Origin of the sequence: Phormidium sp. CCY1219 (assembly GCF_035615515.1) — a bacterium.
Lineage (GTDB): Bacteria > Cyanobacteriota > Cyanobacteriia > Cyanobacteriales > Laspinemataceae > CCY1219.
On the sequence record NZ_JAJENT010000240.1, the window covers coordinates 1 to 19,274 of the forward strand.

Below are 19,274 nucleotides of genomic sequence, written 5' to 3' on the forward strand. Positions count from 1 at the left end.
CAATCAAACCTTTGCCAGCAGCAATATTGAGTCCTCTGCAAATTTCTTTCCTTATCAAGAACAGGCAAGGCTGGCCTCAAACGCTCTCGTAGCAAGTGTTTTTTGTCTGATGCGCGAGGATTTTACATACCAGGTTCGGTAGAACCTAAAATAATTTTACCGGAGGCGGTAGAATGAGTTTGTTGGAATAACCCGATCGCCCAGCGGGGAATTAAGCAAGGGTGCAAATTATTTTGCGCATTTATTGGGGGGGGAGGCGGAGGGGTGGGACGTTCCCCCCTGGGGGGAACGAGTGAAACGAGTTAATATCAACCCTTGGCTCATTTAGCGCGATCGCAGGCGAAATAATAAAAACTGCGTGCCGCGATCGGGATTAAAATTATTGTCGCCAACCACAATCAAACTTTCACTCCCATCGGGCAAAACCGGGCCGAGAGTCATGCCTTCCAGATTGTCCACCGCCATGCCCAACTCGCTCAAATCGAACAGTAAATTTTTGCCAACCGGTTCTACTTTCGTCAGTTGCCCTTTCAAACTAGCAATTCGCGAAGTATCCGTCGCGCTACCGGTCGTAATTTCAAAAATTTTTGCCCCAAATCCCGTTAAGCCAAAAGACCGTTCTAAACTCAACAAATGACCGCCTTGGCGCAATGCCAATAATTCGGTTAAACCATTATAAATACTCCACCGGGCGCTATTATCCAGAGGGTAAAGATTTTCCGAAATCAGCACAGGCGGTCCATCGCCGATCAGATAGTGCAGCAAGCGATTTTTCGGGGCGAGTTCTGCTTCTGGGTCATCCACATCCTGTAGCAAAGGCGCTTCCGTAGCGGTAAACAGACGATAGGGATTCACACTAGCATCCCCATACCCGCGCGGGTTGAGAGTCAGAGATTCCAACCCCAAATTATCCTGTACCCCGACAGTTTGTTTTTCTTTCTCATCGGGAAGATAGCGCTTTGGGAGGGGTACATTTCGCAAGAAAGCCCCGGTTTCGCGATTCACCTCATGGAGAAAAGGGGGAATCCCCTTGCGCGAGACGCCTTCAGAGGAGATAAACAGACTATTGGGCGCAGCAAAGGCAATTCCTTCCGGGTTAATGGCGCCGATCGCATAAGGGTTGCCCGCTTCATCTTGCAGGGTGGTCATATCCTCCACTTCGATTTTTTTGATGCGAAGCGCCTCGGAACTGTTAGAATCCAAAATCAGTTTTAGGGTATAGAAGCGGGCGGGGGCATAATACCCGCGATCGTCCGAGATGGCATAAAACCGATCGCGCTGGCGATCGTAGGTAATTCCCGATAACCCGCCCACGGGCGTATCCTCAAACCGCTGTTTGGGTAGGGTGTATTCGTCCACAAACTCCAGAGAAAGGCCGAGAAACATCCGTTCTTGGGCGTTAACTTGGGGCAAACTACAGGATGTCAGCAAACAGGACAAAGCGAGAATGACCGCGATCGGCCACCGGAACCATCTAAATCTGCGCGGGTTCATTATTAACCTCCCATGATTCATTGCACGAACTCCGGTTTTTACTCTAACAAAATTAGCCAATCCCGTTTTCACCGCTACCCCCCAAACCATCAACGCAAAAATCGGTTATTTTTTCTTCCCAAAGCTTCACCGCATCGGGGCAACAGTCAAAAAAAACGGCCAAATTTGATGAATAAAATTCATGCCCAGAAAAAGTCTGAGGCAATAAGCCACAACCTCGCCAGCAATCCGCAGCGAAACCGCAATTTTTTCCGAATTTTTTCCGGTTTGCTCTTGACTTTTTGCCTGGGATATGGTAATCCAGTATTGTCTCGTGGGGGGAACTCCGACCCGCCGCCATTGCCGCCCAATCCATTAGAAGCGATCGCCCCCGATCCGTTATTGCCAAAACCGCCCAAAAAAAACGAGGAATTAACTGCAGAACAATTACGAGAATTAGATACAGCATTAGACGAACTCAACGGCGAAGCATCTGCCGAATTAGCCGCAGGAAATACCAGGGAAGCGTTTGAAATTTGGTATCGAGAATTGCGATTGCGGCGCTATTTTGGACCGGAAACCGAAGTGGAAGCCCTGACGCGAGTGGGGGCGATCGCCTGGGAACGAGAACAAATCACCCCAGTGCAATTCATCGAAGGACGAATGGCCGCCATTTATCAAGCCAATTGTACCGGAGAACAAACCTGCGAATTAAGCCTTCTCGAACGATTAGGCCAGGGATTTCAAGTGCTGCGATCGCGCGATTTTGCCATCCAAGTGTATCGACAAATCCTCACCCACGCCCGCGATCGCCAAGACATCCCCGCCCAAGAAGCCGCCTTAACCCTCATCGGTGGATTGTATCTGGAAAAACTCGATTACGCCAATGCCGCCGCCCCTTACGAACAGCTCCTCAATATTGCCACATCCCGAGGCAACGTCCCCCAACAAATTGCCTACATCGAAGACCTAGCATTTATCTACACCCAAGCCAATCGACTAGAAAAAGCCATTGCCATGCGCCAACGGCTGGTGAGATATTATTCCACCCCAGAATCCGGGCAAAAAATCCCCGAATTAAAACTAGCGATCGCCACCGACTACGAAACCCTCGGCTACCTGCAATCCGCCATCAATACCTATCAAGAAACCTATACCCTTGCCTGGGCGCAGCAGCAATTTTACATTGCCCGCGACGCCCTGCAAGCCCTAGCCAGAATTTATAAAAATGCCGAACAAATCGACGCCGCCTTGGAAGTTTATGAAGCCTTATTACTGGTCGATCGCCGGGCTTACAACCTTTACGGAATTATGAATACCTACGACGAAATCGGCCAACTGCACCTCGAACAAAACAACTATGCCAACGCCGAGCGCGCCTTTAAAAATGCCTTAGAAATCGCCCGACAATTAAACTATCAAGAAGCCTATTTTACCGAAAAAATCCAGCAACTTTCCAACCCTCGCAACCGGATAAATTATTAATGGTGAATTCACAAAGCCAAGCCCCCCTGTTAGAAACCTTGCAACACTGTGCCCGCAGCGATCGCGCCCCCTTTTACGCCCCCGGACACAAAGGCGGACGCGGAATTGCCCAATCCTTGGGAGATTTATGCGGGCAAGCGGTATTTCAAGCCGATTTGCCCGAATTGCCCGAATTGGATAACTTATTTGCCCCCCAAGGAGCGATCGCCCAAGCGCAGCAATTAGCCGCCCAGGCATTTGGGGCCGATCGCACCTGGTTCTCGGTCAATGGATCCACCGGAGGCGCGATCGCCGGCATATTAGCCACCCTCGCCCCCGGAGAAAAAATCATCCTCCCGCGCAACACTCATCAGTCCGCTATTTCCGGCTTAATCTTATCCGGCGCAGTGCCGGTTTTCATCAATCCCGAATACCACCCAGAGTGGGATTTACCCTTAAGCATCACCCCCGAGGCGGTGGCGGCGGCCCTGGCCCAGCATCCGGATGCGAAAGCGGTGATGATGGTGTATCCCACCTATCAGGGCATCTGTGGCGATATCGAAGCGATCGCCGATATCGTCCATCAGCAGGGCATTCCCTTATTAGTCGATGAAGCCCACGGTCCCCATTTTGCCTTTCATCCCGATTTACCCACCCCCGCCCTGCAAGCCGGGGCCGACCTATCCGTGCAGTCGATTCACAAAGTCCTCGGGGCCATGACCCAAGCCTCCATGTTGCACCTGCAGGGCCACCGCATCGACCCCCAGCGAATCTCCGCCGCCTTGCAATTGATACACTCCACCAGTCCCAGCTATCTGCTGCTGGCGTCACTGGATGCAGCCCGCCGCCAAATGGCCCTCCACGGCGAGGCGTTAATGGAAAGAACCCTCAACCTGGCAGATGACGCCCGGGCAAGGCTAGAAGCGATTCAGGGCATCTCGGTATTGGAGAGTTCCCCCCCGAAGCGGGCCGGATTTGACCGGGGCGATCGCACCCGTCTCACCGTCAAGGTGACGCAATTGGGGCTTAATGGCTATCAAGCCGATGAAATCCTCCACGAAAAACTCGGCGTCACCTGCGAATTACCCTCGGCCCGCCATCTAACCTTTATTATTTCTTTAGGCAATCGTGGCGACGACATCGAACGTCTGGTGGCGGCGTTTAAAACCCTCAGCGCCCACTACCGCCGTCCCCCAGCATCGCCGCCCCCCTGTCCCCCTGCGCCCCTGCCGGCCCGCCCCCTTTCCCCGCGCGAGGCGTTTTTCGCCCCGGTGGAAACCGTGGAAATCCGCCAGTGTGTGGGGAGAATCAGTGCCGAGTTAGTCTGTCCCTATCCGCCGGGAATTCCGGTATTGATGCCCGGAGAGACAATTTGCGCCGCCGCGATCGATTACTTGCAGCAGGTTCGCGCCAATGGGGGGAGGATAACCGGATTGGCGGATCCCACCCTGCAGACGATTCAAGCGATCGCGGGGTGAAAAATCGCGATCGCCTACAGTGCGATCGCTGACAAAATTGGGTTTTTAACTGCGATAAGATACCATTGTTTGTCTGGAGAAAATAAAGATTAAAATTGTTGCTAAAAGCCAATGGAAAATCACAGGATTAACAAAAGAACATACTTTCTAGCCGCGATCGGGTCTTCCCCGATGGCGCAACAATCGCGTTGATGATGGTGAACTATGCCTTCCTCTCTGTGGCCATATATGACGCCAGGGATTCCAGATGATTTATTCGATCGCCTCCCCGGGATTCCCATGAGCAAGCGCGAAACCAGGCTGCTGCTGCTGTCTCAGTTGCGCGTCGAAGTCGATTCGGTACTGTGGGATATTGGGGCCGGCACCGGCACCATTCCGGTGGAAACTGGGTTATTGTGTCCTGAAGGGCGGATTATTGCCGTGGAGCGCGATGAGGAAGTGGCCTCGTTAATTCGCCATAACTGCGATCGCTTTGAGGTGAAAAACGTACAAGTCATCGAAGGTCGTGCCCCTGAATGCCTGCACCAGCTTCCCTATCCGCCCAATCGCGTTTGCATTGAAGGCGGACGACCCATCAAAGCCATTTTGAATGAAGCCTGGACCTATTTACAACCCCAAGGGCGCATTGTCGCCACCGCCGCCAATCTGGAAAACCTCTATGCGATTTCCGAAGCCTTTGCCGAGTTGCAAGCTCGCAATGTGGAGGTGGTGCAATGCTCGGTAAACCGTTTAGAAACCCGAGGCACCAGTCAAACCTTTGCTGCTGTGGATCCAATTTTTATTCTCAGTGGTGAAAAACTCGAGTGAGAAAGCCCCTCCCTGTAAGCGGCGGTGGGGATCCGGCGCGATCGGCGCAATGCACTGGAAAACCCCTTTTTCTCCCGCGATCGAGCCAATCCTCTCCACCCTTGCCCCCCAAGATGATTAAGATTTAGTTAATCTTTATTCTGAGGGGATTCACGCCCTGGCGAGTTCTCCTAAACCCCCGGAAAGGCTTTATTTTACCCTACCGCTGTATTGAATTAAACATCATTATTCTATGCCTTGGTCTCGGATTGTCAGTACGATTGTTGCGCTTGTCCTCGCCCTCGGAATCACCTTCGTGGGAGGCTGGTACTTTACCTTCGGGGTAGGGATTTTGATTGTTCTCGGCCATCTGGAATACTTGGAGCTAGTGCGCGCAAAAGGAGTTGTCCCCGCCGCGAAAACTAGCTTATTTTTCAGTCTCTCCCTGCTGGTCTTTTCTACAGTGGATTCTCACCTCGCCGATGCACTGTTACCCATCGCCGGAACTTGCATTTGTTTCTACTTGCTGTTTAAGCCGAAAATGGCTACCATCGCTGACTTAGCCGCCTCAATTCTCGGGTTGTTTTATATTGGTTATTTACCCAGTTTTTGGGTGCGCTTACGCACCCTAGGCACCGCAGCCTTCAGCAATCTCCCGTTCAATGGATATTGGCCGGAAAATTGGGCGAATTTCGCCGCATTACCCCCCGGTCTTACGGTTACATTGCTCTCGTTTATTTGTATCTCTACCGCCGATTCGGCAGCTTATCTCGGCGGTAAGCAATTTGGCCGCACTCCCCTTTCGGATATCAGTCCGAAAAAAACCGTGGAAGGTGCGATTTTTGGCGTGGTGAGTAGCGTGATTCTCGCCACCACCGGCGCGTGGTATCTCGGCTGGCCCGCTTGGCAAGGCACCGGCGTGGCATTCGGCATGTTGCTGGGGGTGGCGAGTCTGTTGGGCGATTTAATTGAATCCCTGATGAAACGCGATGCGGGGGTTAAGGACTCGGGCAAACTGATTCCGGGTCACGGTGGCATTCTCGATCGCACCGATAGCTATGTGTTTACCGCACCATTGGTCTATTATTTCGTCACTCTGTTCTTACCCCTATTTCCCTAACCGCTTGACTCGTTCCCCGTATCACCCGGGAACGCACGCCGGTAGAGACGCGATTTATCGCGTCTCTACCACCGCCCCCAGCGATCGCGATGGGGTGATTTATGGCATCACGGTAAGTCGTCCGCCACATTCCCATTGTCCCGGCGTCCAGATGAATTGTTCGATCGCCACTTGTGAGCCTAACTCCAGGGTAAAACTCTCTAACGGTGCGATCGCTGCGGTAGCAGTTCTCTGAATCGACGGATTGACAAAATGCAGTTGATGCGGGCTAGCTAATTCCAATCCCATCCGCAAGAGAAAGGGGTCGGCGCGGTTCCCCTCCGAGGGACAGCACCCGGTGAGGGTGAGAGTTTGCACGTCGCAATGCATCTGCGCGCGATGCCACTGCAAAGCGCCAGAGTTCTCCAAATTTTCCGCCCCCAGCAAGGGACGCAACAATTCGCTCAAGGCATTGGCGAGCAAAGGCGCCTGTAGGGAGGCATTCAAATCCGCTTCGGTGAGTTCTAGTCTAACGGTGGCCGGCAAGGGTTCTAACAAGCGCAGGGGTTTCCCGCGCAAGACTTGGGACAAATTGACCCGAATGCAGCGACAGCACAGTTCGATGTGGCTCAGGTGCAAGCCTTGATAGAGCGCACCAGAAGCTCGGATAAAAACCTGCGGAATGCTACCTTGCAGGAGTTGGCGATCGTCCGCCGTCACCGTCACCTGTAGAGTGTCGATCGCCTCCACCTGCGATCGCAACCACAGCTCTACCGCCTTTGACAGCACCCGACCAATGAGCTGACGCGGTTTCCCACTCTCCGGCGGCGATGGGGGCCGCTCCGTCCCCGGGGAAACCCTTGGTCCGGGAGATCGTGCAGACAAGTTTATCAAATCAAAACCTGAATTCATATTCAATCTAGATGAACACAGCAGCGTTTTAGCAGGAAAATAGAACTAGCATGGGCGGGAGCGAGAATCAATCGGGATTGGCAAATGCCACCGATGCAAATTCGAGCGGGCCAAAGTCGTGGGTCTTTAACCCCCTTACCCTAGCATTCTCCTGCCCCTACCGGATCCCACTGCCAAGGGTAACTCATGCTATCCGGTAAGATTTTTACAGCGTTTATCCTGGCTTACGATTGACTTTAAATAAACCGATCTTACGTTCACGCCAGCAGCCCAGCGGATCCAGATGATGGATGAAAGAGTGCAAAAAATCCTTTCCCAGTGGGGCATTGCCTCACGCCGTCAAGCCGAAAAAATGATTCAGCAAGGACGGGTTAAGTTAAATGGCCAACCGGTCCATCTGGGCCAAAAAGCCAATCCTCTGCTCGATCGCATTGAAGTGGACGATCGCGCGATCGAACCGGCTCATCGACCCGATCTGGTATATCTGTTGTTGCACAAACCGGCAGGAGTGGTTTCCACCTGCTCGGATCCCCAAGGACGCACCACCGTCCTCCATCTGTTGCCTCCCGAATTGCGGGACTCTCAGGGAATTCACCCGGTGGGCCGCTTGGATTTCGATTCCACTGGAGCCTTACTCCTAACCAATGATGGGATGCTGACGTTCCATCTGACTCACCCGAAGCACTGCATTCCCAAAACCTATCGGGTTTGGGTCGAAGGACATCCGCCGGAATCCATCTTGCAGCAATGGCGTCGCGGTGTGATGCTTGATGGGCGAAAAACCATCCCCGCTCAGCTTCGAGTTCTCGAAGCTGAGCGCAAATCCAAAACCCGCTTAGAAATCGTTCTCAAAGAAGGCAGAAATCGACAGATTCGCCGGGTCGCCGCTCAGTTAGGATATCCAGTGATTCAGTTGCACCGCACGGCAATTGGATCGATTGAGTTAAACCCGCCAGGGCACCCCCAGTTGCGTTGCGGTGAATATCGCCCCTTGAACGACTCAGAGATTCGTTTTTTACGCACTCAAGTCCACCTATCATCAGAGAACCTGCCAGCAACACAGATCGAGGAACAGGGCATATGAAGACACAGAAAAGTCAGCCGCCACTGAATCGCGAGCAAGTACGCGCGACTAAATTGGCCAAAATGGGAGCCGAATTGCGACAACTGCGCGAACAACAGCAAATTCCCCTGGAACAAATCGCCGCTAAAACGATGATTCGCAAGAGTTTGCTGCAAGCGATTGAAGAAGGTCGCATCGAAAAGCTCCCCGAACCAGTTTACATTCAGGGATTTCTGTTAAGATTTGCCGAAGCTCTCGGTTTGGATGGTGTTGCTTTCGCCAAACAGTTTCCTGTAGGATCGAAATGGCGATCGCTGCAGTTTTCCTGGTGGCGTTATTTACCTCTGCCTCAAATCCGCCCGATTCATCTGTACTTGTTTTATATTGTTTTGATTGTTTGCTCGGTTAAAGTCTTATCTGGGGTGATGAATACCACCGCCATGCGATCGCAAAACCCCACCACGGTGCAGGTTAATGAATCGGATCCGGGTAACGGCAAAACTCCCGCTCAGCCGGCAAGTGCTACCGCCGACGCAAGCGTTTCCTCCCCCGGTAATCCAAATAAACCGGTGCGGGTAGGACTGACTTTTCAAGATGCATCCTGGGTGCAAATCATCGCCGATGGCAAAACTGAGTTTGAAGGGACTTTGCCTGAAGGCACCCAACGCACTTGGGAAGCTAATCAGCAATTGGTGGTGCGCGCCGGAAATGCCGGTGGGGTTCTGTTTGCAGTGAATGACGGTCAAGCAAAACGCATGGGAGCACCCGGTGCGGTGGAAGAAGTGGTGGTTCCCGCTGAAGAATAGCACCACCGGGCGATCGCACCAGGTTTTTTTCTCTCGTTCCCAGTCTGCGCTGGGAACCCTAACCCGAAAACTGCGCCTCCCCTACTAACGGCGACGACCATAGGTTTCGGTGTACATTCGCAAGCGATCGCTCACTTGATGGTTTAATGCTTCCTCTCGATACCGCCACTCCCAATTTCCCCCAGCTTTGCTCGGCACGTTCATCCGCGCATCGCTGCCCAATCCTAACAAGTCTTGGAAGGGAATAATCGCTTGATTTGCTACCGAAGAGAGCGCCACTCGAATCATATCCCAATGAATGCCATCGGGACTAATCGGTCCGACATACGCCTCCACGCCTAATTTTTCATGCTCGGGCAGTTTATCGAACCATCCCACGGTTGTATCGTTGTCGTGGGTTCCACTATAAACTACGCAGTTGCGCGTATAGAAATTAAACGGCAAATAGGGATTCCCCGGTCCGGAACCAAAGGCAAATTGCAATATCTTCATTCCGGGAAATTCAAATTGGTCTCGCAGGGCCTCTACTTCTGGCGTAATTACCCCTAAATCTTCCGCAATCAATGGCAATTTGCCCAGTTTATCGTTCACGGTTTTTAACAGGGCTTCCCCGGGCGCTTTTACCCATTTCCCGTTTAAGGCGGTGTCTTCTCCTTGGCGCACGGACCAGAATGATTCTAATCCCCGGAAGTGGTCGATGCGAATTACATCCACATATTCTAACATGGAACGGAAGCGCTCCACCCACCATTTAAAATTGGTTTTTTCCAGTCGCTTCCACAGATAAACCGGATTGCCCCACAACTGTCCGGTGGCGCTGAAATAATCCGGCGGAACTCCTGCCATTTGCGACGGTTCTCCGGTTTTGACGTCCAGGCAAAAGATTTCCCGATGAGACCAAACGTCGGCACTATCGTGAGCAACGTAAATCGGAATATCACCGATGATTGAAATGCCTTTTTCGTTGGTGTAGCGTTTCAGTTCGGACCATTGGCGGAAAAATTGGAATTGCAGGAATTTATGCAAGAAGATTTCGTCACTGAGTTGCGATCGCCATTTTTCTAATGCTTCCGGTTGGCGATCGCGCGTCGCCTCGTCCCATTGATGCCAGCTTTTACCTTCTTGCGCCCCTTTAATCGCCATAAAGGTGGCGTAATCTTCTAGCCAATAGGATTTGCTATGGCAGAATTTTTCAAATTCCTGTTGCTGTTGTGGCGTCGCTTTTTGTCGGAAATTTTGGCAAGCTTTTTCTAATAAAGGCATTTTGATGCCAAAGGCGCGATCGTAATCCACGCGATCGAGCGGGAATTCGGGCAAATGCCACAAATCTTCTTCCTCTAGCCATCCTTCCTGGCGCAGGCGATCGGGACTAATCAAGAACGGATTGCCCGCCATTGCGGAATAGCACATATAGGGCGAATTGCCATATCCCGTCGGTCCGAGGGGCAAAATCTGCCAAAACTGCTGGGCGCTATCTACTAAAAAATCTACGAAGCGATGGGCTGCATCGCCTAAGTCGCCAATCCCAAAACGGCTGGGAAAGGAGGTGGGGTGAAGCAAAATACCGCTAGATCTGGGAAAAGGCATGGCCGAATTACGCAAAAAAAAGATACGATCGCTTTGTGCCGACTCGTTCTGGCAAGCCGACTTGTGTCGAGTCTATCATTTTTATCATGGCCGCGAACATTTTTAGGTCAGCATCCGACCATAACGGTTGGAAACGACCCAGGTCTGGATGGCGATCGCGTTTCGGTGGCTGCTCTGTCCCCATTCTCCTCCCGGTCTGCTTTCTCTACTTTACCCCTGAATTTCTCCATGACTTATCGCAATCCCATTCCCACCGTTGATATCATTATCGAGTTAGTGGATTTTCCCAACCGCCCCATCGTCGCGATCGAGCGTCTCAATCCCCCCTATGGCTGGGCACTTCCCGGCGGTTTCGTGGATTATGGCGAATCGGTCGAAACCGCTGCAGTGCGCGAGGCGAAGGAAGAAACTGGGTTAGATGTGGAACTGCTCGAACAATTCCACGTTTACTCCGACCCGAATCGCGACCCCCGCAAGCATACCCTCAGCGTGGTGTTTGTCGCCCGGGCAATGGGTACCCCTCAAGCGTCTGATGATGCGAAAAATTTAGAGATTTTTCACCCCAACGATGGTTTACCGGAAAATCTCTGCTTTGACCACGATCGCATCCTCCAGGATTATTGCAATTACCGTTTCCATAACTTCCGCCCGCCCTTGTAACCCCGGATTACAAAAATTTAATGGCATAAAATTGAAACAAAAATTGTTGGCAATTGATTCACAAATAGAATAATTCTTAATATGTTTTGCGAATTTATTCTATAATTTTCAAGGTAAAAATAAATCAGCATCGGCATATTTGGCTATCCTTGAAAGGGACAACAAAAAACATATTTGCTGTTAAATTAACTCAGATAAAACTATAATTTTTGCGCGCAATTTCAGGCAATTATGGTCTCGATTTTCGCGCGTTCTTGATGCTCGAACCCAGGGAAATAAAGCCGGGAATTCGGTGAAGGGAAAAAGGCGCTGTCCCGGGGGATTCGGAAATAATGATGCAAATCAAAGGGAGGGACAAGGCACGACCCGTTGCCGATCCTGGATGGCGATCGAGAAGTTATCGAAATGGGGAAAGCGATTCTGTTGCACTTCCGGGAGTTAGAAAGAATGGACGAATCGGTAGTTGAGGGGGGGAATCAGGGAGAAATCGGGTGGCGGCGATCGCCCGGGGTTTCGTGGAGTGGCTGGGGAGGAGGTGCCCCACCCTGGCAACTCCACCCCAAAAAATTATCCGCGATCGGGGGGAAAATGTCACTAATGCTCCCCAAATCCAGTAAAATTATTCCAGCAAGACCTAAACTTAGCGATCGCGCCCACATCTGTCGGAGAATTTCACCCAACTCAATTAAAGAACTTAAGCGAGGTAGAGACAAAAGTCCCGAGCCTGGTAAAATCCAGCAAGCTGTGTTGAACCCGCCCCTTGGCGAGGGACAACCGAACCGGATCCAGTCTTCTTCGCAACGGTTATCACGCTCAATGAGTAAACAAATTATTCACACCGACCAAGCCCCCGCACCGGTTGGGCCTTACAATCAAGCCATTATCGCTAGTGGTAAGCTAGTGTTTGTCGCCGGTCAAATTTCCCTCGATCCCACCACCGGAGAAATAATCGGCCAGGGGGATGTGGAAAAACAGACCGTACAGGTGATGGCCAATATAAAAGCTATCCTGACTGCTGCGGGTGCAACCTTCCAGGATGTGGTGAAAACCACAGTTTTTCTGGCAGATATGAATGATTTTGCCACGATGAATGCAGTCTATGCTCGATATTTCGATGAAGCCACTGCTCCAGCGCGTGCTGCAATTCAGGTGTCGCGTCTACCCAAGGATGTACGGGTAGAAATTGAGTGTATTGCCATGATTGAACAAACGCCCGCATCATCTTAATATTCACGCTGCAGCAAAATCCTGATATGTTTGGGATTTGGTGGCAAGATAATGGTGAATCTAGGGGAGGTTATAAGATTTAATGACGATCCAACAGCCCACAAATACTGCAGTTACTAGCAAAGCGTCTAGTAATACCTTTAGAACCTCTATTCTGAGTGTTGATTTGGGTCGCACGGCGACCAAAGCTTGCGTCAGCCGCGATCCGAACCAAGTGGTTTTTATTCCCTCCAACGTCGCAGAACTCCCGGTGGAGAAGGTGCGCGGCGGGGAGTTTGAATCTCGTCCCACGGATCCATTGTTGGATATGTGGATCGAGTACCAAGGACGCGGTTACGCGATCGGTCAGCTTGCGGCAGACTTTGGAGCCAATCTCGGCGTCGGAGAGAGCAAAGTGCAAAAGGCACTGGCTAAAGTTTTAGCCAGTGCGGGTTATTTTGGTCTGAAAGACGATTTGGTACTCGTGCTGGGTCTGCCTTATCATTCCCAGGAAGAGTTCGAGCGGGAAAAAGAAGAGATTACCAGCCTGCTGACTTGTCCCCACATTATGAGCTATCGCGGCGAACAAGTGCCGCTGAATATCACTAAAGTGTGGGTGATGCCAGAAGGCTACGGTAGCTTGATTTGGTGTGAAGCGCAAGAAAAGGTGGACAAGAAAGGTCCGTCTCCGGATTTTTCTAAGACTTCCGTGGCGATCGTGGATATCGGACATCAAACGTCCGACTTTTTGATGGTGGATAACTTCCGCTTCGCCCGGGGGGCATCGAAGAGCGAAGCCTTTGCCATGAGCGAGTTTTACAAACGAGTGGCAGCGGAAATCGAGGGAGCAGACAGTCAATCTCTGTCTTTGATTGCTGCCGTGAATCGCCCTCGGGGCGAACGCTTCTTCCGTCCGCGCGGGGCGACAAAACCGACGAATATCGACGATTTTCTGCCGAATCTGCGCGAACATTTTGCCCGGGAATTGTCTGGCAAATTAATTGCATGGCTGCCAGAACGGGTGACAGATGTTATCCTGACGGGTGGTGGCGGCCAATTTTTCTGGAGTGACCTCGAACCCCTGCTGAAGGAAGCGAAGCTCAGAGCGCATTTAGCTCAGCCTTCTCGTCAAGCCAATGCGGTGGGGCAATATCTGTACGGAGAGGCACAATTGGCGTCGTCATCCTACAGCACTCGCTCTTCTAGGTCTGGTAGTTAATGGGATTTTGGTCAAACAAGACAAAGAAATCGGTCGAGTTTACTGATGAGGTAGCCGACCATACTTTGTTGGCGGTTGTGAAAAAAGAGTTACAGAAGCAACCCCACAAGCGTTTCAGCGACTTGTGTAAAGAGGCGCTTTGGCAATATTTGTACGTGCCAGAATCGGTTAGACCTAGCCGGAATTCGGCGAGTGCAGATAATGCTGAAGCGGAAATTGCCGAGTTAAAAGGGCAATTGGCTTCTATAGAGCAACGGATAGCCGCCCAAGAGGCGAATCGGTTGGATGCCCTGGAAAGTCAGGTGCAGCAGCTTAGCTTGCAGGTGGGGCAGTTGGCGATCGCCCTCAATGAAGGGCGCGCGAGTTATCAGCCCCCACCCCAACCCCACGCTCAACCGCAACCGCAGCCAGAACCCGAACCCGAACCCGAACCAGTCGGTCCACCCAAACCGGTGGATCCATTGCTCCAGCGTCTCAGTTCTTTTATCGATGATTTTTAAATCGGTTGAACAGAGTATCTAGCGATCGCGTCGCAAATCTACAGGCATCAGGAGTCAGAAGTCATGGAATGTTGACTTTTGGCTCTTGAATTTTTTTGGGCGCTTTCTCCCCTCAAACCCCTACCCATTCCCCCAGCTTTTCTGTCACCTTCCCCCCCTCAGCGATCGCCCACTTCAGAGAAAAATTTACCTCGCAATTCTTCCCCTTAATCCCCAGAATAAAACCCATCACAATGTATTGAATACCCCACGATTCAGAATACCATTCTTTATCAAAAACTGGCGGATAGGAATTTCCCCAATCGCGAAACAACAGTTGCCTTTCTCCCGTACAATAAATAGCCTAGCGATTCGCTCATTTTCCTCGTTTCTCAAATGCACATTCTCGCCCTTTTGTCAAGCCTGCTCATCGCCCAAACCGAACCCGCCCCGGAACCACAGGAAATCGTCAAACCCCAGGAAGTCCGCCCACTCCCGGGGGAACTGGATGACGTGCCCATGTTTAATAGCAACAGTCCCGAAAAAATTGGCACCGAGGGCATTTTACTCTCCACCTTTCCCCCAGAAAACAAACAAGTGCCCGCCGCCCATTTAAACTTCCGCTTTTCCGGGCGCTTCGATATCTTTGCCCATCACGTTTTTGGCGATCGCGAATTGCCAGACCTCACCCCGATGTACCTGGGAATTCTCATCCACAACCCCACTTCCGAACCGGTGACGGTAAATATTTTGCAGGCGGCGAGCTATCTTTCCCAACCCGATGCGCCGTTTATTCAATTACCGCCAATGGTTCCCAATCCCACAGGGGAAGTGTATGCCGGTCCGGGCGATCGCGTCACCACTGAAATCTTGCGCGAACAGCGCCAAGACATTTGGCCGGCGCAACTGACCATCCCCCCACAATCAAGTCAAATGCTGATGAACTTGCCCATCCCGGTTCGCACCCTCGAACCTCCCCTCAACGGGCGTTCTACCTTAATGCGCTTGCGAAGTAACGGCACAGTTTACCTGGCGAGTTTGGCCCTGTATGCCCGGGAAGATGCCCAAGGGAACGAACGAGCGCCCACTTTGGCAGAATGGGAAACCTTGCTCGAAACTGGCGATTTAGCCGGACCGCGCGATCGCGCCCCCACTCCTCCCAACCAAACCTCCGGACAAATTATTTACGGGCGCGTCGCCGGCGTCTCCAAAGGTTCCCAATGGGTCGCATCAATCGCAGATAACCCCATCACCCAAACCCTCGACATTCCCCAACCGGGAGACGCCTTTTCCTATGGCATCAGTACCTTACCCGGTGGTCGATTGCAAACCGGTCAGGCGCAATCTGCTCCAATGCAGGTTAGCTATTCCGACACCGCCTACAGCGCCCACGGGAATTACGGGGTGGAATATCGGTTGAATTTGCCCCTGCAAAATAACACCAACAACACCCAAACCGTAACCGTTTTGCTTCAAACGCCATTGAAAGAAGAGAATTTGAGCAAACAGGGGTTGCGATTTTTGCAACCTCCCGCGCCACAGGTGTTTTTCCGAGGAACCGTTCGGATGCGCTACAGGAACGATCGCGGCATTCCAGTGACTCGCTATTGGCATTTGGTACAACGTCGGGGACAAATGGGGGATCCGTTGCTGACTTTGGAAATGCCACCGGGAGATCTGCGTCTGGTGGAAGTGGATTTGATTTATCCCCCAGATGCCACACCGCCGCAAGTCGTTACGGTGCGAACTCTGGAATAATCCGGCTTTTCCCCACGGGGACAATCCCGCTGTGGAGATGCGTAAGTCACGGGTAGGGTGGGCAACGCCTTGCCCACCCTACAGGTAGTAGTGATTTCTGTCACAGCAAATGCAGGCGGATGTCACGGTAGATGAGTCATTGGATCACGGGAGTTCCACTTAAAAGCGTTGATACTTGAAATATAGAGTTGAAATTCCCCTTATGAACCCGCACTATTTTCTCTCAGATGCCACAATCGCCGAACTGTTTTGCCAAGCTTGGAAAGTGGGCAGCATCAGCACTCACCACCACGAAATGCTCCATGCTTGCTTAGACAATCCCCTCAATTCCGAAGAGGAAGCCGCTCTCAAACGTTTGTCTCACGCCATTCGTCGCGGCTGGCTGGAGGTGGTGGATTAATCTATCTTAAGGAAGATATGAAAGCGAATTTTTTGTGCTAAATCCCTCCATTTATTAACTCCATTCCCTGCATTAATGAACTTCCTATTTGTCTCCTCTTTGACAACGATTTTAGTAAATTGATTTAAAATCCTTTCCTCCTCTCTTAGGCTACAACTGCACGAATTCCGTGCAGTTTTTCTTTTTAAGCTTGGCGCAAAATGCTTTTTTACCGAAGGATATCCGCAAAAAAGGCAGGGGGAGCAAGTGAACGCCGATGTGTTTTGCGGTTTTATTCGTCTTATTTTTTCACTGCAGAGGCAGGAAACGATGGAGTGATGAGGCTGGACAATTAGCCAAGTTCAGGGTTTCGATTGTGGCGGTTGGTTGGGAATGGGGGGAGTGGCGATCGCCCTCGGTACCCGCCATAATTTGTTAAGGGGGAAACAGCGCGGTTGGTTAGGGGGAATTGAATCCCATGCCATCGGGTATTGCAATGGGATTTTTCAGAAGGGGTGTAAGTGTAATGGTTGCGGTGTTTGTTATTTTCCATCCGCCAATCGGAGTCAAGTTAGGATGTGGCGATCGCCCGGAGGAATTTTTCAGCACATGTTGCCCTTACATCTGCTGCGTGGCCTCCCGTGGTTCGCGCAACAATTCCGGCAAAAAATCTAGGGATATAATCGCTAAAAGTTCAAGTCAAATCCCTGGAATTGCGACAGCCGTATGTTAAATTAATCAAGCAAGTTGGACAATGTTGTGCTGAGCAAGGCAGTAATCCACCCAGAAGCTTTGGTGCTGACGTCGAAACTGTTCCACCTTCACTGGGAGAGTGCTGTACGGCAGCACATTTGGCTGATTTTGACCTAGGATTAAATTTGGACTAAATTTGCGCTTAAGTATTCCCCCCAAAAGCCAAAAGCCGCATTATCGCATGCGACATGAGCGACGGAGAATGCGGGGTAAGTTTATGCTGAAAGCGTTATGTGGCGTGATTGTCGTGGGATGGGTCACCAGGGATTCGAACCCTGAACCAGCGGATTAAGAGTCCGATGCTCTGCCGTTGAGCTAGTGACCCGATAACCTATATCATACCACAGAAATGGGGGAGAAGACAACTGGCGAGAGTCACAATTTGTTAACGGGCAGTGCTGGCGATCGCGGTAGTCGGCAAAAAGTGGTTTTCCTGCAAAATTTGGTAAAGATTGACATCCGTTTCGAGCAGAGAGGCATGACCGCTTTGGGGGAGCAAGACCTGCTTGGCATCGGGGATGTAACGAACCAGGCGAGTGGATTCAGCGGCGGAAGGCAAGAGGCGATCGGCGGTGGCGGCGATCGACAGAACTGGTTGAGAGATTTGCGCCAGTTCCTCGGCGCTGATTTCAAAATCTCGCAATAAATTCACCCGCCAAGCGCTGATGTGCTGGGGAACCGACTGCATCGCGGCGAGTAGAGCCTTGCGTTCGCGCGGTCCGATGCGGCCCAGGGCGGCCAAAAACGGCAACAGAGCGATCGCCGAGAGGGGATAAAATGCGGGAGGCAACCAGGCGCTCACGTGGGATCCCATATGCATCCAAGGGCGTTGATTAAAACAAGACGCCGGGTTGACCAAAATCAAACGGTGAAACAAGTCTGGAGCTTTGAGAGCCACTTTCAGAGCCAAGCATCCGCCAAACGACTCCCCACACAGATAAACCACTCGCCGAGGATGCTGACGCAACTCGACTCTGAGCAATGCCACTACCTTTTGCGCGAGCAGATCCCAGGTAGAAACGTCATTTGGGGGGATTGCCAGACAGCGGATATCGAAAACATTTCCCAAACCGTTGTCGAGCTGCAATTGTAGCAACTTGCCCGTGCCATCCATGCCGGGTAAAAACACGAACAACGGCTTTTCGGGTTGGATCGAGAGCGCAGTTAAGAAGTGAAACGTAGAATGATTATCGCGTGGCATGATTGAGGAAAGAGTGTCGGGTTAAAAATTGAGCAATAGGAACAGTGGCGATCGCCTCTGAGGGGGGGGAACAGACCCGGGAATTGTCAATGGGGGAGACGGGGGAGGTTCTCCCTGAAGGTGCCGGGAAATCATCAGGAGAGATCGCCAAGTAAAGCGGAAATTTCCGAGTCACAGTAATTCATCAGCTCGTCGATTTGAGTTTTTGCCTGTTTGCGGGAGCAATGTTGCCAGTGGTGGGAGGGAATCCAGTGGGGACGAGCGATCGCCACATTCACCCGACGATAAAAGACCACCGGGTGCCAGCTATCTTGCTCGAAATCCGGTTCTGAGGGGTCAAACCAGCTCAAGACGCGCACCGGGATTGCCGAGTAAACTTGTTCTTCGATGGGGGCGATCGCCACAGGTAACACGACTAAATCCGGTACCCGGGCAGTGAGCGCCAAGTGCGCGAATCCGGGGTGAAACGGTTGGACTTGGGTGGGGTCGGTGAGGCGCACCATCGGCGAAGCGCCTTCGGGAAACACGCCAATGGCTTGTTGCTGTTGCAGCAGAGTTCTGGCGCGGCGGAAAAACCGATGTTGCTGCTGACCCTTCGCTTGCAAGGGGAGGCAACCCAAATGGTGAACGAATTCGCGCAAGACGGGCACTTGGGTCATGTAATGATGGCAAGCGAAGCGAATCGGGCGTCCCAGTGCAGCCATCAGCAACGGTGCATCCATAAAGCTGCGGTGATTGCTGACGATGAGCGCCGCACCCCCGGTGGGAATGCGATCGGCGTAATGGACAAACATGCGAGTTCCCAGGGTGGCTAGGAAAGCGCGAGAAATTTGCAGCGGATCGTTGAATGGCATCGATAGAATAGAAAGATGGCCTGTGACGTACTCCCGACGCCGACCGCTTAGGCGGTACGGCGCGGGCTTCTGCGCCCAGACCTTTGAGATCTGGGTT

18 protein-coding genes and 1 tRNA gene are annotated in these 19,274 nt (G+C 51.9%); 12 read left to right on the forward strand and 7 right to left on the reverse strand.

Annotation, left to right across the window (positions count from 1 at the left end; translation table 11 throughout):
• Window positions 1-324 precede the first annotated feature (324 nt).
• A complete protein-coding gene (locus LKK83_RS02470) occupies window positions 325-1,494 on the reverse strand; it encodes an esterase-like activity of phytase family protein (protein WP_324629208.1) in 1,170 nt (389 codons plus the stop codon).
• A gap of 168 nt (window positions 1,495-1,662) precedes the next feature.
• Here LKK83_RS02470 and LKK83_RS02475 point away from each other — a divergent pair, with 168 nt between their 5' ends.
• The 4 genes from LKK83_RS02475 to LKK83_RS02490 all read left to right on the forward strand — a co-directional run bounded on the left by LKK83_RS02475 (window position 1,663) and on the right by LKK83_RS02490 (window position 6,321).
• Window positions 1,663-2,958, forward strand: a complete 1,296-nt coding sequence (locus LKK83_RS02475) for a tetratricopeptide repeat protein (RefSeq protein WP_324629209.1) — start codon at window positions 1,663-1,665, stop codon at window positions 2,956-2,958.
• Window positions 2,958-4,415 carry an aminotransferase class I/II-fold pyridoxal phosphate-dependent enzyme gene (locus tag LKK83_RS02480; RefSeq protein ID WP_324629210.1) on the forward strand — a complete coding sequence of 486 codons (1,458 nt, stop codon included), beginning with the start codon at window positions 2,958-2,960 and terminating at the stop codon, window positions 4,413-4,415. Before LKK83_RS02475 ends, LKK83_RS02480 begins: the two co-directional genes overlap by 1 nt.
• Window positions 4,416-4,619: 204 nt before the next feature.
• A complete protein-coding gene (gene cbiT / locus LKK83_RS02485) occupies window positions 4,620-5,222 on the forward strand; it encodes a precorrin-6Y C5,15-methyltransferase subunit CbiT (RefSeq protein WP_324629211.1) in 603 nt (200 codons plus the stop codon).
• A 232-nt stretch (window positions 5,223-5,454) separates the two neighbouring features.
• Window positions 5,455-6,321, forward strand: coding sequence for a phosphatidate cytidylyltransferase (locus LKK83_RS02490; RefSeq protein ID WP_324629212.1), 867 nt, complete (start codon window positions 5,455-5,457; stop codon window positions 6,319-6,321).
• Window positions 6,322-6,420: 99 nt separating this feature from the next.
• Here LKK83_RS02490 and LKK83_RS02495 read toward each other — a convergent pair whose 3' ends face one another.
• Window positions 6,421-7,185: an LmeA family phospholipid-binding protein gene (locus LKK83_RS02495; RefSeq protein WP_324629213.1), complete on the reverse strand. Its 765-nt coding sequence runs from the start codon at window positions 7,183-7,185 to the stop codon at window positions 6,421-6,423.
• A 313-nt stretch (window positions 7,186-7,498) separates the two neighbouring features.
• Between LKK83_RS02495 and LKK83_RS02500 the strand changes: the two genes are divergently transcribed.
• Both LKK83_RS02500 and LKK83_RS02505 read left to right on the forward strand, forming a co-directional pair.
• Entirely contained in the window at window positions 7,499-8,296 is a 798-nt protein-coding gene (locus LKK83_RS02500) for a pseudouridine synthase (RefSeq protein WP_324629226.1), read from the forward strand.
• Window positions 8,293-9,081 carry a helix-turn-helix domain-containing protein gene (locus tag LKK83_RS02505; protein ID WP_324629214.1) on the forward strand — a complete coding sequence of 263 codons (789 nt, stop codon included), beginning with the start codon at window positions 8,293-8,295 and terminating at the stop codon, window positions 9,079-9,081. The genes LKK83_RS02500 and LKK83_RS02505 overlap by 4 nt, the downstream gene beginning before the upstream one ends.
• An 84-nt stretch (window positions 9,082-9,165) precedes the next feature.
• Here the strand turns inward: LKK83_RS02505 and malQ are convergent, their stop codons facing one another.
• Window positions 9,166-10,668, reverse strand: a complete 1,503-nt coding sequence (gene malQ / locus LKK83_RS02510; protein ID WP_324629215.1) for a 4-alpha-glucanotransferase — start codon at window positions 10,666-10,668, stop codon at window positions 9,166-9,168.
• Between the two features lie 7 nt (window positions 10,669-10,675).
• Complete coding sequence (locus LKK83_RS02515) at window positions 10,676-10,852, reverse strand: hypothetical protein (protein ID WP_324629216.1); 177 nt, start codon at window positions 10,850-10,852, stop codon at window positions 10,676-10,678.
• A gap of 44 nt (window positions 10,853-10,896) precedes the next feature.
• Between LKK83_RS02515 and LKK83_RS02520 the strand changes: the two genes are divergently transcribed.
• The 6 genes from LKK83_RS02520 to LKK83_RS02545 all read left to right on the forward strand — a co-directional run bounded on the left by LKK83_RS02520 (window position 10,897) and on the right by LKK83_RS02545 (window position 16,390).
• Complete coding sequence (locus LKK83_RS02520) at window positions 10,897-11,328, forward strand: NUDIX hydrolase (protein ID WP_324629217.1); 432 nt, start codon at window positions 10,897-10,899, stop codon at window positions 11,326-11,328.
• A gap of 816 nt (window positions 11,329-12,144) precedes the next feature.
• The gene (locus LKK83_RS02525) at window positions 12,145-12,555 is read left to right on the forward strand and encodes a RidA family protein (RefSeq protein WP_324629218.1); all 411 of its coding nucleotides are present in this window, start codon (window positions 12,145-12,147) and stop codon (window positions 12,553-12,555) included.
• Window positions 12,556-12,637: 82 nt separating this feature from the next.
• Window positions 12,638-13,753 (forward strand): ParM/StbA family protein, encoded by a 1,116-nt coding sequence (locus tag LKK83_RS02530; RefSeq protein WP_324629219.1) that lies wholly within the window; start codon window positions 12,638-12,640, stop codon window positions 13,751-13,753.
• 77 nt (window positions 13,754-13,830) lie between these two features.
• On the forward strand, window positions 13,831-14,253 hold the full coding sequence (locus tag LKK83_RS02535; RefSeq protein ID WP_324629220.1) for a hypothetical protein: 423 nt from the start codon (window positions 13,831-13,833) through the stop codon (window positions 14,251-14,253).
• A 381-nt stretch (window positions 14,254-14,634) separates the two neighbouring features.
• Window positions 14,635-15,990: a DUF3370 domain-containing protein gene (locus tag LKK83_RS02540; protein ID WP_442957268.1), complete on the forward strand. Its 1,356-nt coding sequence runs from the start codon at window positions 14,635-14,637 to the stop codon at window positions 15,988-15,990.
• A 202-nt stretch (window positions 15,991-16,192) separates the two neighbouring features.
• Window positions 16,193-16,390, forward strand: a complete 198-nt coding sequence (locus LKK83_RS02545; RefSeq protein ID WP_324629223.1) for a hypothetical protein — start codon at window positions 16,193-16,195, stop codon at window positions 16,388-16,390.
• A gap of 985 nt (window positions 16,391-17,375) precedes the next feature.
• Here LKK83_RS02545 and LKK83_RS02550 read toward each other — a convergent pair.
• From LKK83_RS02550 to LKK83_RS02560, 3 genes are all read right to left on the reverse strand, one after another.
• Window positions 17,376-17,447: transfer RNA gene (locus LKK83_RS02550), tRNA-Lys, on the reverse strand.
• A 60-nt stretch (window positions 17,448-17,507) separates the two neighbouring features.
• Window positions 17,508-18,323: an alpha/beta fold hydrolase gene (locus LKK83_RS02555; protein WP_324629224.1), complete on the reverse strand. Its 816-nt coding sequence runs from the start codon at window positions 18,321-18,323 to the stop codon at window positions 17,508-17,510.
• 134 nt (window positions 18,324-18,457) lie between these two features.
• Window positions 18,458-19,274, reverse strand: an 817-nt coding sequence (locus LKK83_RS02560) for a lysophospholipid acyltransferase family protein (RefSeq protein WP_324629225.1), incomplete at its 5' end; no start/stop codon positions are given.

Excerpts from the sequence above, each read along its gene's own strand:
- LKK83_RS02515 (WP_324629216.1), bottom strand. The coding sequence starts at position 10,852 with ATGGGGACAGAGCAGCCACCGAAACGCGATCGCCATCCAGACCTGGGT.
- LKK83_RS02520 (WP_324629217.1), top strand. The coding sequence starts at position 10,897 with ATGACTTATCGCAATCCCATTCCCACCGTTGATATCATTATCGAGTTA.
- cbiT (WP_324629211.1), top strand. The coding sequence starts at position 4,620 with ATGCCTTCCTCTCTGTGGCCATATATGACGCCAGGGATTCCAGATGAT.
- LKK83_RS02475 (WP_324629209.1), top strand. The coding sequence starts at position 1,663 with ATGAATAAAATTCATGCCCAGAAAAAGTCTGAGGCAATAAGCCACAAC.
- LKK83_RS02530 (WP_324629219.1), top strand. The coding sequence starts at position 12,638 with ATGACGATCCAACAGCCCACAAATACTGCAGTTACTAGCAAAGCGTCT.
- LKK83_RS02500 (WP_324629226.1), top strand. The coding sequence starts at position 7,499 with ATGGATGAAAGAGTGCAAAAAATCCTTTCCCAGTGGGGCATTGCCTCA.
- LKK83_RS02555 (WP_324629224.1), bottom strand. The coding sequence starts at position 18,323 with ATGCCACGCGATAATCATTCTACGTTTCACTTCTTAACTGCGCTCTCG.
- malQ (WP_324629215.1), bottom strand. The coding sequence starts at position 10,668 with ATGCCTTTTCCCAGATCTAGCGGTATTTTGCTTCACCCCACCTCCTTT.
- LKK83_RS02470 (WP_324629208.1), bottom strand. The coding sequence starts at position 1,494 with ATGAACCCGCGCAGATTTAGATGGTTCCGGTGGCCGATCGCGGTCATT.
- LKK83_RS02480 (WP_324629210.1), top strand. The coding sequence starts at position 2,958 with ATGGTGAATTCACAAAGCCAAGCCCCCCTGTTAGAAACCTTGCAACAC.
- LKK83_RS02505 (WP_324629214.1), top strand. The coding sequence starts at position 8,293 with ATGAAGACACAGAAAAGTCAGCCGCCACTGAATCGCGAGCAAGTACGC.
- LKK83_RS02490 (WP_324629212.1), top strand. The coding sequence starts at position 5,455 with ATGCCTTGGTCTCGGATTGTCAGTACGATTGTTGCGCTTGTCCTCGCC.
- LKK83_RS02525 (WP_324629218.1), top strand. The coding sequence starts at position 12,145 with ATGAGTAAACAAATTATTCACACCGACCAAGCCCCCGCACCGGTTGGG.
- LKK83_RS02545 (WP_324629223.1), top strand. The coding sequence starts at position 16,193 with ATGAACCCGCACTATTTTCTCTCAGATGCCACAATCGCCGAACTGTTT.